We start from the raw sequence: 12,922 nt of genomic DNA, 5'->3' as shown, positions 1-12,922 counted from the left end.
GAGCCACGCCTCCCCACCGCGATCCCCCATGAGCAGCACGCCGTCTGTGACCGATGATCCATTCCTACTCGTCCCTCGCGATGCGTCGGACACCCGTGAGGTGCTGCGCGTCCTGCGCAAGACGCGGCTCTACGCGCTACGCGCGCTGCTGCGGCCCCCTCGCGCGCACGTCAGCGAGTCGGCCCGGCGCGTGCTGGTGCGTCTGCGTGAGGGACTCGAGCCGCTCATCCAGTCCGATGGGGAGCGACTCTTGGCGGTCATCGGGACGCCAGACGTCCTGCCGTCGCTGTTGAGCGCGGCGAGCGGCGCTCACCCGATGGACGAGTGCTTGGACGTCGCCGTGCCAGCGCTGCTGGTCGGCCTCGACGGCGCTGGCGTGCGCCCCGCGGCCGCCCTGCACTACCGCGTGCTGGGCGATCCACTCACGACCCTCACGCATCCCCTCGGCCCACTACGGGCAGCTGGGGTCCGCGCCCTCCGCCTGGACTCCGAAGGGCTGCGCGTGGACCTCGGCGCCGGCTGGACGACTTTGCCGCAGCTCGCGGAGGGCCCGGCACCGGGGGAACGCCACGCACCGCTGCGGCGTGGACACCTCTGCGTCCATGACACGAATCCACTCTGGTCGCTCGAAGAGCACCCGTCCAAGCACGGAAACGCCACGGACCTGGCTGGACGAGACGTCACGGAGTGGTGCGACGCGCTCGACGCGGCGCTCGAGCTCATCGAGGTCGGTCTCCCTGCCCACTTCGCCGAGCTGCAACACACGTTGCGACGCGTCGTGCCCGTGGGCTTCCACCCCGAGCGGCACTTGTCGGCGTCGTACACCGAGGCGCCTGGGCTGATCTACATGACGCTCCATCCCGATGTGCTGACGTTGGCCGAGGCGATCGTGCACGAGACACAGCACGGGAAGCTCAACGCCCTGCTGTGGCAGGATGTGGTGCTGCTCAACGGGCGGTCCGAGTGGACGACCTCACCGGTGCGGGACGACCTGCGGCCGCTGATGGGCGTGTTGCTCGCTGTCCACGCGTTCGTGCCCGTCGCGGCGCTGCACCGCGGCCTCGCCGAGGCCGACCACCCCCTCTCCCGAACGGAGCCATTCGCCGCGCGCCGCGAAGCCGTCCTCGCGTCCAACGCGGATGGTCTGCGGACCCTCTATCGGCTCGGACAGTGGACCGACACGGGCGCGCGACTCCGTGGGGCGCTGGGGCGCCTGCAGGACGCATGTGTCCTCGCTGCACCCGTGCTCCCCACCCAGCTCGCGTAGCACCCGATGGTCCCGCCCCGCTAGCACGAACGCTAGCGGCCCGTTCTCGAACGCTCCCTTCCACACGCTGGCAGCCCCAGGCCCACCTGCCGCCCCCTTCGGTCGCAGAACCATCGAGGTTCCGCTCCCTCACCGTACGGCGAGGGAGCCTCGGTTGCCGGCGCGATGAAAAGCGGGCTGCTCCAGCGGGCTGCTAGCGCGAGGGCCCCACCGCGCACTCAGGGGTTCGTCGAGGCCGCGCGCACCACGATCGTGTAGGGCACACAAGTCGCCGAGCTGCCCGACGCGCGGTGGACGCGGATGTAGTATTCGTGCGAGCCGGTGTTGTTGCACGACACGGTCCCCGTGAGGTTCGCGCCGCAGTTGTTGCGGGTGAGCTGCGTGAGGTTGGTGCCAGAGCCGCAGCTCGGGTTCACCGTGCAGCCGTCCTGGTCGACTTCGAAACGGAGAGCGCTTCCAGGGTTGCTACCGAAGGTGATGTCAACGCCGCTCGTCACGCCGCCCGTCGCCCGGACGCGGTACCAATCGTCGTCCGAGCCCGTCGAGATGACGCCCGTCAACATGGCCACCTGGTTCAGCGCCAGGTCGGCGTCGAACGTGCTCGCCGTGCAGCTGGCGTCTGAGCCGGCCTCGGTGTCGTTGCACTCGCAGCCGTTCGAGTAGACGCCGTCCGCATCGAAGAAGTTCGGGTTGCAGTTCATGATGGCGCAGCCCGCAACGCCGTTGCAGACGGTCGAGCTGGTGTTGGAGACGGACGTCGGACAGAGCACCGAGGCAGCGCCGTTGTCGATTCCGTTCGCACAGTCGTCGTCCAGGCCGTTGCAGACCTCGGGCTGGACCTGCGAGTTGGAGCCCCCTGGGCCGCTCGAGCAGCGGGTGCCACCACTGCCATTGCACTCGAAGACGCCCGGACCGCACTGGCCAGGCGCAGTGCACGCTCCACCGACGTTGAAGCCCTCGTCCGTGGCGCCATCGCAGTCGTCGTTGACGCCGTTGCACACCTCGGTCTGGACGCCCGAGTTCGAGCCCCCGGGACCCGTCGAGCAACGCGTCCCGCTCATGCTGGCGCACTCGAACACGCCCGGACCGCAAACGCCCGGCGGGTCACAGGGCTGTCCGACCCCGAGGTCCTCGTCCACACGTGTGTCGCAGTCATCATCCACGCCGTTGCAGCTCATGTCGTTGGCGGCGCCCGTGAACTGAGACCCGCCTGGGTGCGTCGAGCAGCGCGTGCTGGTGGTGGTGGCGCACTCGACCAAGCCCGCGCCGCAGGCGCCGATGCCGGGACATGCGACGCCCGTGTTGAAGCCCTCGTCCGTGTTGCCGTCGCAGTCGTTGTCCTGCTGGTCGCAGGGGTCCTGGTTGCCGCCCATGTTCGCGCTGCCACCGGGGTCGGTGGAGCAACGCGTGGTGTTCAGGCTCGCACACTCCAGGAACCCTTCGCCGCAGAGCCCCGCGCCATCGCACACCATGCCCACGCCACGGTCCTCGTCCGTCTGACCATCGCAGTCGTCGTCGATGCCGTTGCAGAGCGCGTCGTTGGGCAGCGCCTGGTTCTGGGAGCCGCCGGGCTCGGTGGAGCACACGGCGGTCATCATGGTCGCGTCCATGCTGTTGCACTGGATCGTACCCGCGCCGCACGCACCGGTTCCGTCGCAGGGGTCGCCGACCAGGAAGTCCTCGTCGATCTCGCCGTCGCAGTCGTCGTCGAGGCCGTTGCACAGCTCCGCGACGCTCTCGTCTGCGCTGCCGCCGGGCTCCGTGGAGCAACGCGCACCGCCGTTCTCGTCGCACTCGATCTCGCCCGCGCCGCACTCGCCGCGGCCTTCGCAGGCCCGGCCCTCACGGCCGATGGTGCAGCAACCACGTGCGGGGAAACACACCCCTGAGCCCTCGGGCCCGACACACGCCCAGCCACGGGACACGAGTCGAACTCGGTGCGTCCGCAGGTGGGGAGGCACGCGCGCTGACCCGTCGCGTCGTCGATCGTCTGGCACTCGAAGTCCGTCTGGCACGCGCTGGTATCGAAGCACGCCTCGCAGATCTGGGGCATGCCCTGGTCCGCCGGCCCCATGTCCAAGGTCCCCATGTCGGTGTTCCCGAGGTCCGTGGTCCCCCCGTCTGACTCGGGGCCTTTGCCCGTGGCGCACGCGCTGACGAACATCGTCAAGCACAGGAGGCCCAGCAGGGCAAGGGAAGTACGCATCGGATTGACTCTCATGACCACCTCGGCGAAGCAATACGCAGTCGGCACGGTATCATGCCGCTCCCGCTCTGGACAAACGATATTCCGATTGGTCGAGCTGCGAAACCATGAACGCTCTTTCGCTGAAACCGCCGCGCCGCGGTGTCTTCGCCGCTGCCTTCGCGGCTGGAGCGTTCGTGCTCGTCCTGCTGCTCCCTCTATCACTGGAAGCGCGGGCACACCGGCTGCTGGCGCTGTTCCTGGCGGTGATCGTGTTGTGGGTCAGCGAGGCGCTGCCCATCGCTGTGACTGCGCTGCTCATCCCGGCGGGGCTGGTCTTGTTGGGCATCACGGACCAGGTGACCGCCTTCGCGTCGTTCGCGGATCCGTTGTTGTTCTTGTTCGTGGGCGGCTTCTTCATCGCACACGCCATGACACGCCACGGCTTGGACCTCCGTATCGCAGGTGGCATCGTGCGGGCGCGATGGGTGCAGGGCAGCGCCGCCCGTGTGCGCCTGGGCTTCGTGTGCGCGGCCGTGGTGCTCTCGATGTGGGTCAGCAACACGGCGTCGGCAGCAATCCTCGTCCCGATCCTCCTCGGGGCTGGAGCGAATGAACCCCGAGGGGCCTCGCGCAGCTCGGAGGGGAGCCTGCTCGCGGTGGCCTACGCGAGTTCGATCGGAGGCCTGGGCACGCTGGTCGGGAGCCCCCCGAACCTGATCACCGCGCGGCTGCTGACGAGCGAAGGCACGCACTTCGGGTTCCTCGAGTGGCTGGCGCTGGGCCTGCCCATGGCGCTCGTCCTGGCCGCAGCGGTGTATGGCGTGCTGGCACTGCAGCTGCCCGCGACCGCGCAGACCGCACCCAGCCCGACACCCAACGTGCCGTGGTCTCGCGCCGAACGAGTGACCGCGGTGAGCTTCGTCCTGGCTGCGGTCGGGTGGATTCTCCCGGGCGTGATGCGGGCAGCGGAGCTCCCGGGGCACGCGGAGGTGGCGCGCGCGTTGCCGGGTGGGGTGGTGGCGGTGCTCGCGTCGTTGCCCCTCTTCGCGTCCAAGGACGACCAAGGCCAGCCCGTGCTGCCGTGGGAAGACGCGACGCGCATCGAGTGGGGCCTCATCTTGCTGTTCGGCGGAGGTATCGCGCTCGGAACGCAGATGATCGAGACGGGCCTGGCGCGCGCGCTCAGCGAACGCTTCTTGGTCCTGACCGGGGTCCAAGACCTATGGACGCTGACCGCCTGCGCCGCCGTATTCACCGTGTTCTTCACGGAGACGTGCTCGAACACTGCGGCCGCGAACATCGTGGTTCCCCTCGTGATTGCCGCCGCCACGCAGCTCGACGTATCACCCGTGCCACCCGCCATGGCGGTCGGGCTCGCAGCCAGCTGCGCCTTCATGCTTCCCATCGCCACGGGCCCCAACGCCGTGGTGTTCGCGACCGGGGCGGTCCGTCAGACGACGATGATGCGCGTGGGCCTGGTCCTGAACGTCATCTGCGCTCTGGTGATCGTCGCGTGGCTGCGTCTGGCGCTGGGCGCCGACGGCTAGCCGTCTCGTGTCACAGCGTGCCGGCGCGGATCCGAGAGAGGGGAGGCACCATGCCCCTCGGCGGAAATGTAGACAACAGGCACACATGAACTGACACTGAGACGCCGTGTCTACTCAGCCCATCCCGCTGGTCGCTCGCGCCGAGCGTCCCCACGCCCCGTCCGCCGTGCTGAAGCGCGCAGCCGAGTCCATCGCCACGCGACGTCAGCAGACGGTGGTCGACGTCCTCCACGGCCGCGCGGTGCAGCACTATGCGGGCGCGGTGCGTCAATACGTCACCCTCAGGCTGCGCAGCGAGCACGCCGGTCGTCGGGTGATGACGCGGGTACGGGCGCTCGTCGCCGCAGCGCGTAGTGAGGAGTTGCTGGCGCCGCCCGGCATCCGCGCGCAGCTGTATCGCCTGGCGCGACGCGCGGCAGACGAGCTGGCGGCAGAGGGCTTCGAGCACCCCACGGTGGAGCGCATGCCGTTCCGCTCGGGAGACCCCGAGCAGGCGCACACGCTCGGCGCGTTGCGAGCGCTCCCGCGCGAAGACGCGGAGCTGCTGGAGCTGCACTACGCCAGAGAGCTACAGCCACTCGAGATCGCGGCCGTGCTCGCGCTCCCGCTGCAGGAGGTCGAGCTGCGTCTGGCCTCCGCCACACAGCTCGCACGGGCGCGCGTCGCGAGCGCCAGCCTGCGGCACACGGGGCTCGAGACGCTGTTGCTCCACGCGTTCGCGCTGGAATTGCCCGACGAGCCCACGGGCGCTGACGGGATCGCCGCCCCGACCGTCGATGCCGCAGCGCTCGGCGGCCCACCGCGGTCGATGACCGGCCGCGTGATCGCGGGGCGCTACGCGATCGAGGCGCGCGTGGGGAGCGGCGCGTTCGGGGACGTCTACCGGGCCCGAGACACGGAGGTGCGCGGTCATGTCGTCGCGCTGAAGCTGTTGCACCAGCCGTCGCCCTCGGAGGAAGAACGGGAGCGCGCGCTGCGCGAGCTGCGGCTGATCGCGTCCGTGTTCCACCCGTCCGTGGTGCAGTTCAAGGATCACGGATGGCACGAAGGGCGCCTATGGTTCGTGATGCCCTGGTACGAGGGGGAGACGCTCGAGGACCGCATCGAGCGTGACCCCCTGACGCGACAGGAGGCGCGCGCCATCTTCGAGCCGCTCGCCCGCGCCCTGGCGTCCATGCACGCTCGGGGTATCCGGCATCAGGACATCAAGCCGGAGAACATCTTCCTCGCCAACCTGCCCGGGGACACGGACCCCCTCCCTGTCCTACTGGACTTGGGCGTCGCGGCGGAGGACGCGGAGATGATCTTCGCGGGTACGCCGAACTACTTCGCGCCCGAGGTGGCGTGTCAGTTCGCCTCCGTGCCCGACAAGCCACCCGTGGGGCACGCCGCCGACGTGTTCGCCCTGGCGCTCGCGCTGCGGAACGCGCTCGAGCCCAGCACCCAAGAGGACATCCCCGCGAACGCCGTCGAGACGTTCATCGAGGCACGCGCCCGTGACGTGCCCGAGCTGCCGCGCAACCCGCAGCTGCACTTCCTCGACGCGTCGCTGCGTCGCTGGATGGCGTTCGACCCCGACGAGCGCCCGACGGCCGCCGAGCTGGCCGAGGAGCTGTCCATCCTGACGCTGCCCGAGCGCCGACGCGCCCGACGTCGTAGGGCGCTGGCGGTGGCCCTCCCGCTGACGCTGATGGTGACCCTGGCCGCTGGCCTGACGTATCAACACGTCCAGCAGCGCGAGCTCAGCCGAGCCATGGCAGTGCAGCAGGCCGAGCGCACCGCGGAGTCGTTGCGCGGCAGCCTGGTGGAGACCGAAGCGCACGTCGAGCAGCTGCGTGGGCGGGTGCAAGAGGGCGCGTTCACGCGCCAAGAGCTACAGGCCAGCCTCGCGGCGAACAGCCACCGCCTCACCACGAGCGAAGCACGTGTGGCGGCCCTGAGCGGCACGGTCGACGAACTCTCGAACCAGGCGGCGGCGCTGACGAGCGCGCTGGGTGAGCGACGGGAGCGCGTGGCGAACCTGGAGCGCGAGCTGCAGGCAGCGCAGGCCCAGGTCGGCACGCTGGGGCAGCGCCTGGACGAACGACGGCAAGAGCTGCAGACGCAACAGGTCGCCCACGAGGACACGCGGCGCTCGCTGCGGGACAGTCGCGCCGCCGAGGCCGAGGCGCGCGCTCGGGCGGACACCAACGCCGACCTCGTCGCGGCAGAGAGGGTGCGCGCCGAGGCACTCGCGGCGAGCGTCGCGCGCCTCCAACGCGAACAGGTGCGCCTCGCGAGTGAACGCGATGAAGCGGAGCAGGCGCGCCGGACCGCCGAAGAGGAGCTGCGCGCGCTGCGCCGAGCCACGCGTCCAACGTCGCGTGACGAGGCCGTGCAGGAGCCCGTCCCCGAGCCCCCGCCGAGCCCCGCACCATCGCAGGTGCGCGACCCGGGGGTCATCCCCCAACAAGCGCCCCCGCCAGCGGCGTGAACGAGCGTACGACGTCTGCTCGCGACGGGGGCGTCCTGCGGGCGTGGACGGCGTGTCACGTGCGGAGACCCGTGTAGGCCGCGCGAGGTGCGCTCAGCGCCGCCCCTTGAAGCCCATCATGCCCTGCACGACCCCCTCGCTCATCTCGGCGATCTCGTGCTCTTCGCGCAGGCGGTCGACGCACTCCTCGCACACCTTGCGGGTCTTGCCGTCGACCTTGACCGCGACCAGCTCATCCACGTCCTCCCCGCACTCCCGGCAGCGGGCCACGGTCAGCGGCCTCGCGGCAGCAGGCGCCCAAAGGCAGGGAGCACCAGGTTGCGACGGACGGAGGTGACCGCCCCACGGATGCCCGTGGGGAGCGCGCGGAACGCGACGTCCACGTGCCCCGGGTCCGTCTCGACCGAGTGCAGCGTCACGAACGACGTGAGGATCGCCACCCCGCGACGCACCAGCGGGTTCTTGCCCAGCTTGGGGTCCCGCATGAGATCGATCACGAGGCGGTTCCCGTTGGCCTCGGCGATGACAGGCGGGCGTTCGGGCATGTAGGCCAGCAGCGTCCCCGGATTGGACAGGTCGAGCGCCCCGCTCTGGATGAGCGCGCCGACCGGCGACTTACTGGGCCCCGTGACCTTGAGTGAGATGTTCTCGACACGCAGTGCCACCGTCAGCTCTTCGTCCGAGAAGGTGACCTTGTCGATGTAGAGCGTGGCGGAGGCTCGGATGGGCGTCTGCATGAGGTCCACGCTGGCCCCGAACTGCAGCCCGGGGGGGACGGCGTCGAGCTTGATGTCCTCGAGCTTCCCCTCCTTCTCGGCCTGCTTCACGAGCCAACGTAGCGCGACGATGGGGACCCCCACGCGCAGTCCGAGCGCGCTCTTCACGGCGCGGCCGAGTTCTTCTGGATGGGTGCGGAGGTAGCTCCGCGCGGCGTCGAGGGCAGCCTGGGTGTCGACCATGCGGAGGATGATAGTGAAAACGGGGAGTCGAGGGGAAGGACTTCTTTCGTCCCTCGCGCTCAACCGCCGTCCACGGCCGTCGTGCCCATGTCGGGGGCCACGGGGATCTGCGCGCAGTAGCCGCGGGTGTCGCTCCACGCACTGCACTGCGTCCCGGCGGCGCAGATGGGCGCACGCGGGTCGCACGCCCGCCGACACACGGTGATCGTGGCGTCGGTGACGCAGACGCCACCCAGGTCACAGTCCACGCTGCGGTTGCACGCCCCCCCGATGGCCACGTTCCCCCCAGGCAGGCAGACCCAGTCGCCGTCGGCAGCGGTCGGGGGGACGCACGCCTCGCCGCCGTCGCACAGCGCTTGCTCTGCCGCGCACGTCCCAAGGCACACGCCCGCGCCGCTGTTGAGCGTGAAGCACTGACGCCCACCGCTGCAGTCGGGCGACGCCACACACGGGGAGAAGTTCCCGTCGGACTTGCCGCAGGCGAACAGGCACAGCGCCAACGCCGCCAACGCTACGCGGCAGAGCGCGCCAGCTGGAACCGCGTGCGGAGAGCGGTCGAGGGGTCGGTCACGCCGCGCGGGGTGCTTCATCATGGCCGACGCTCTAGCACGTCGTGGGGCTGCACCGAAAGGGCCGCCCCGCTCGTCAGCTCGAGCACCGTGAGGACGGGTGCGTGGCAGCGCAGTGACGGATCCCCCGCGGCGATGGAGCGCTCGACCGCGACGACCCGGCCGAGCGCGTCCGCAAACACGGCGTCGATGGGGAAGACGACCTCCGCGTTGGTGATGCACACCTCGCCCTCCAAGGGAAAGAGCAGCAGGAGCCCTTCCCCTTCGGCCATCTCGCGGCGACCGACGAGGCCCATGCGGCGCTCGTCGGCCGTCTCGGCCACCAGCACGTGCGCGCGCAGCCGAAGGGTCTCGTCGGGCCCGTGGATCGTCACGGCCGGCATGCCCTCGCACCCCATGAGCAACACGCCGACACCCGCCACGCATGCGCCGAGGAGCCTGGCCATCACAAGGCGGCGAGGAAGGCGAGCAGCGCGGCCTGGTCGCCCTCTGTGAGGGCCTCGAAGGCGAGTCGGGCGGGCTCGGCCTCTCCGGAGTGGGCGCCGATGGCCTCGCGCACCGTCTCGGCTCGCCCGTGGTGCATGTAGGGCGCGCTGTGAGACAGCCCCCACAGCGGCGCGGTACGGAACTCGTGCGTAGTGGCGTCACCGTCCACGATGCCCCCCGAGAGCGGGGACGCCACGTCATGCAACAGGAAGTCGGAGTAGGCGCGCACGTCCACTCCGTCCGCGTTGGTGAGGGACGGAACGTGGCAGGCGGCGCAGCCGGCGGCGCCGAACAAGGACTCACCGAGCGCCTCCGTGGGCGCGTCACGGGAGCCGCGCGCCGGGGCGTCGAGCCCGACCATGAAGGCCACCAGATCCTCGATGTCGTCCACGGAGATCTCGGGGTCGGGGAAGGCGTCCCCATCCGAGAGCGCCCCGAACGTGGCGCCCGCCTGCGGTGGCAAGGTGATGCCCACCTCGGCGCTGAGCGCGTCGCGCGCGAACTCTGCCAGGCTGGGCACTTGGGCCTTCCACCCGAAACGTCCCACCCGACCGTCAGGCAACACGTGAGCGCGGCCCGAGATGCCGTCCATGTCGGCGTCGTCCGGGTCGGCCAGCGCCTGCAGCGTGGCCTCGGGGATGCGGTCGACCAGACCCAGCCCGAAGAGCGATGGTGTCTGCCGCGGCTCGAAGAAATTGCTGCCGGGCTCGGGCGCCGGCCGCTCGCCGCTCACGTCGTGGCGGTGGAGGATCGTGCCGCCTGCGGGCGCCGTGAACACGTCCATCACCAGCTGCCCGTTGCGGATGACGTCGACGTCCAGCGGCCCCGCGCCCCCGATGGCGGGCTGGAAGTGACACGCGCGGCAGGAGTCACCGTTGAACCGTGGACCGAGGCCCACCGCCCGCGTCATGTCCCGATCGAATACGGCGCGACCGCGGGTGAACTGCTCGAGCTCGGCGGCGCCGAGCCCGGGACGCGGCGCGCCCAGCTGGCCACCGGCGACCAGCGGCGCACCTGCGGGCAGGAGTCCGTCCGTGTGTTCGCGCGCCCCGCCGAGCGAAGACAAGAACGCGATCACGTCGTCCCGCTCATCGCTCGACAGCGCTTCGTAGGCCTCGCGCGCGGCCTGAGCCTCACCGCCGTGGGCGCGGATCGCTTCGTCCAACGTGGATGCGCGCCCGTCGTGCAGGTAGGGGGCCACCGCCACCACGCCCCACAGCGGTTGGGTGCGGAATTCGGAGCCGGTCGCGAGCGCCTGTTGGATACCGTCCGCCAACTCGGGCCCCATGTCGTGCAGCAGCAGGTCGCTGTAGGCGGGGACGAGCCCGTGGGGTCCGCGCAGCGCGGGGGTGTGGCAGGTGGCGCACGCCAGCGCGTGGAAGTGGCGCTCGCCGCGCTCGGACGCGACGGTCGGAGCGTCGGGCTCGGGGGCGGCGAGCAACATCGTGAACGCGACGATGTCGAACAGCTCCTCGGGGGACAGCTCGGGATCCGGGACGGCATCGGCGTCGAAGTTCGGCTCGTCCGGCGCCGCGGCCTGGGCGGCCTGAGCACCAGCTACCGAGGAACCCAGACGCAACGGCGCGTCGGCTGTGGTGACGCCCGAGGGCAGCGGCAGGCGCTGGCGAGCCTCGTTGGTGAGCGGCACGCTGGTGATGCCCAGGTGATTGAAGAGGGGGCCGCGGATGAAGCCCTCGATGGACACCGTCTGCGACTTTCGACCGAAGCGTCCGACGAAGCCCCGGTCGAAATTCGCGCGGCCGCTGATACCATCACCGTCGCGATCGTCCGGGTCGGCGCGGCTCAAGATCTCCTCGTCGGTGATCTCGGCCAGCGCGCCCACCCCGAAGAACGGGATCGGGTTGCGGGTCGCGGTGACATTGACGAAGGGCTCCTCGGCCACACGCCCACGCAGGCTGGTCAGGAACTGCACCTGAACGCCGTTCACCCCGCGCGGCACGTACGCACCGTCGGTGTCGCGAAACGCGACGAGCAGGAAGTCGCGGTAGTGCCCGGCAGCGCCTCCGAACACGGGCTTCTCGTGACAGCCGAGGCAAAAGGAGACGTTGAAAGGTGGGCCGAGCCCGTCCGAGACGGCGAAGGGGCGGAGGGCCAGCGCCCGGCCACGCGCGAACGTGGCCCGTTGCTCTTCCGTCGCGCGCGGCATGACCTCTCCGAGCGGCGCGAAGATCCCTGGGGCAACGGGTGCGGCGTCGCCCCCACATCCGGCACCGATGGACGCGACGCAGGCCAGCGCGCATGCGAGGGTCGTGCGCCGGACACTGCCGCGTTCGATGCTCATTCGTCCCTCGCCAGGGCGCGGACGAACGACACCCCCTGCTCGGCGCCTGGCGCCTCGCTGAAGTTGCCGCCGACCGCCGTCAGCACGCCCGAGTCGTCACCGAACACGGCATGGAAGTCGAGTCGCGTCGCGGGCACCTCTTCACGGAACACGAGGTTCACGAGATCGAGCCGCGCGATGGTGCCCTCCACACCCACGAGGTGCGCGACGCCCGCCGTGCGCATGAACACCCCGTTCAGTCCGGGCAGGGGCGCCAACGACTCGCTGCGCCAGGTGCTGCCATCCCAGATCACCACGCGCCCGTTCGAGCGGCCGCCGACCACGACGATCTCGTCGGGGCCTGACCCATGGAGGGCGATCAGGTCGTCCCCGGTGCCGGAGGTCTCCTCCGACCAGGTGTCGCCATCGTAGTGGAGGATGACCCCTGCTCGGCCGACGGCGTAGACGTTGTCGGCGGCGGTCCCCCAGACCTTGTAGAGCGCGGTCACACCGGGACGTCCGAAGGTTGGCGGATCCACCGATCGCCACGAGAGCCCGTCATAGTGCAAGAGCACGGGCGTGGAGCCCGCACGGCCCGCGCCCCCAACCGCCCAGACATCGTCGGGCGCGGCACCCCAAACACCCCAGAGAGCCTCCGTCGTGGGAGTGTCGTTGCGCTCCCACGTGTCGCCGTCGAAGTGCAGCACCGTACCGCTGTTGCCCACGACGAACAGGTCGTCCGCGGTCCAGCCGAAGACCCAGTTGAGCAGCGGCCCCTCCGGGACGCCCACGACCTCGGCCAGCACCCCGGTCGCGTCGGACACGATCCGCCCGCGCTGGTTCGTGCCGCCTACCAGGTAGCGGGGGCCGCCGGGCGGCGCCCAGGCGCTCAGCCACCAACCAAAGCCCTCGCTCTCGCGCTCGAGCTCCCAACCGGCGGCGCGCGAAGGGCCACCGCAGCCAAGCGCGAGCATGACGCAGCCGAAGACCCACGCCACGCCACGTCCATCGGCCCACGGCGAGCGTGCGCGCGTCCCGAGGGCCGAGCGAGGAGAGCGCACGACGGCGCCCAGGGGGTGGATGGAGGATGGCACGGGGCGCAGGGTACCGAGGCGACCGGAGTGAGGCCAGGATGAGCCGAGTTTTTGCTCT

General features: G+C 70.5%; 10 protein-coding genes. 3 read left to right on the top strand and 7 right to left on the bottom strand.

The window, feature by feature from the left end:
* The first annotated feature begins 28 nt into the window (after positions 1-28).
* Positions 29-1,267, top strand: coding sequence for a hypothetical protein (locus H6726_09870; GenBank protein MCB9657942.1), 1,239 nt, complete (start codon positions 29-31; stop codon positions 1,265-1,267).
* A gap of 218 nt (positions 1,268-1,485) precedes the next feature.
* On the opposite strand, the gene H6726_09865 is transcribed toward H6726_09870, so the two are convergent.
* On the bottom strand, positions 1,486-3,150 hold the full coding sequence (locus H6726_09865; protein MCB9657941.1) for a hypothetical protein: 1,665 nt from the start codon (positions 3,148-3,150) through the stop codon (positions 1,486-1,488).
* A 430-nt stretch (positions 3,151-3,580) separates the two neighbouring features.
* Between H6726_09865 and H6726_09860 the strand changes: the two genes are divergently transcribed.
* Positions 3,581-5,002 (top strand): SLC13/DASS family transporter, encoded by a 1,422-nt coding sequence (locus tag H6726_09860; GenBank protein MCB9657940.1) that lies wholly within the window; start codon positions 3,581-3,583, stop codon positions 5,000-5,002.
* 106 nt (positions 5,003-5,108) lie between these two features.
* Positions 5,109-7,475, top strand: coding sequence for a protein kinase (locus H6726_09855; protein MCB9657939.1), 2,367 nt, complete (start codon positions 5,109-5,111; stop codon positions 7,473-7,475).
* Positions 7,476-7,568: 93 nt separating this feature from the next.
* Here H6726_09855 and H6726_09850 read toward each other — a convergent pair whose 3' ends face one another.
* Genes H6726_09850 through H6726_09825 form a run of 6 tightly spaced genes read right to left on the bottom strand, consistent with a single transcriptional unit; the run spans position 7,569 to position 12,864 of the window.
* The gene (locus H6726_09850; protein MCB9657938.1) at positions 7,569-7,715 is read right to left on the bottom strand and encodes a hypothetical protein; all 147 of its coding nucleotides are present in this window, start codon (positions 7,713-7,715) and stop codon (positions 7,569-7,571) included.
* Positions 7,716-7,747: 32 nt separating this feature from the next.
* A complete protein-coding gene (locus H6726_09845; protein MCB9657937.1) occupies positions 7,748-8,434 on the bottom strand; it encodes a hypothetical protein in 687 nt (228 codons plus the stop codon).
* 59 nt (positions 8,435-8,493) lie between these two features.
* Entirely contained in the window at positions 8,494-9,027 is a 534-nt protein-coding gene (locus tag H6726_09840) for a hypothetical protein (GenBank protein ID MCB9657936.1), read from the bottom strand.
* Complete coding sequence (locus tag H6726_09835; protein ID MCB9657935.1) at positions 9,024-9,449, bottom strand: DUF192 domain-containing protein; 426 nt, start codon at positions 9,447-9,449, stop codon at positions 9,024-9,026. Before H6726_09835 ends, H6726_09840 begins: the two co-directional genes overlap by 4 nt.
* On the bottom strand, positions 9,449-11,791 hold the full coding sequence (locus H6726_09830; GenBank protein MCB9657934.1) for a c-type cytochrome: 2,343 nt from the start codon (positions 11,789-11,791) through the stop codon (positions 9,449-9,451). Before H6726_09830 ends, H6726_09835 begins: the two co-directional genes overlap by 1 nt.
* A complete protein-coding gene (locus tag H6726_09825; GenBank protein MCB9657933.1) occupies positions 11,788-12,864 on the bottom strand; it encodes a hypothetical protein in 1,077 nt (358 codons plus the stop codon). Before H6726_09825 ends, H6726_09830 begins: the two co-directional genes overlap by 4 nt.
* Positions 12,865-12,922: the final 58 nt, after the last annotated feature.

The organism is Sandaracinaceae bacterium, assembly GCA_020633055.1.
GTDB lineage: Bacteria > Myxococcota_A > Polyangia > Polyangiales > Houyiibacteriaceae > JADJJE01.
The sequence above is the reverse complement of the archived record's forward strand: the minus strand, read 5'-3'. Positions and strand labels throughout refer to the sequence as shown.

Coding starts and splice junctions, on each gene's coding strand:
- H6726_09845 (MCB9657937.1), bottom strand. CDS start 8,434: ATGGTCGACACCCAGGCTGCCCTCGACGCCGCGCGGAGCTACCTCCGC.
- H6726_09830 (MCB9657934.1), bottom strand. CDS start 11,791: ATGAGCATCGAACGCGGCAGTGTCCGGCGCACGACCCTCGCATGCGCG.
- H6726_09835 (MCB9657935.1), bottom strand. CDS start 9,449: ATGGCCAGGCTCCTCGGCGCATGCGTGGCGGGTGTCGGCGTGTTGCTC.
- H6726_09870 (MCB9657942.1), top strand. CDS start 29: ATGAGCAGCACGCCGTCTGTGACCGATGATCCATTCCTACTCGTCCCT.
- H6726_09840 (MCB9657936.1), bottom strand. CDS start 9,027: ATGATGAAGCACCCCGCGCGGCGTGACCGACCCCTCGACCGCTCTCCG.
- H6726_09860 (MCB9657940.1), top strand. CDS start 3,581: ATGAACGCTCTTTCGCTGAAACCGCCGCGCCGCGGTGTCTTCGCCGCT.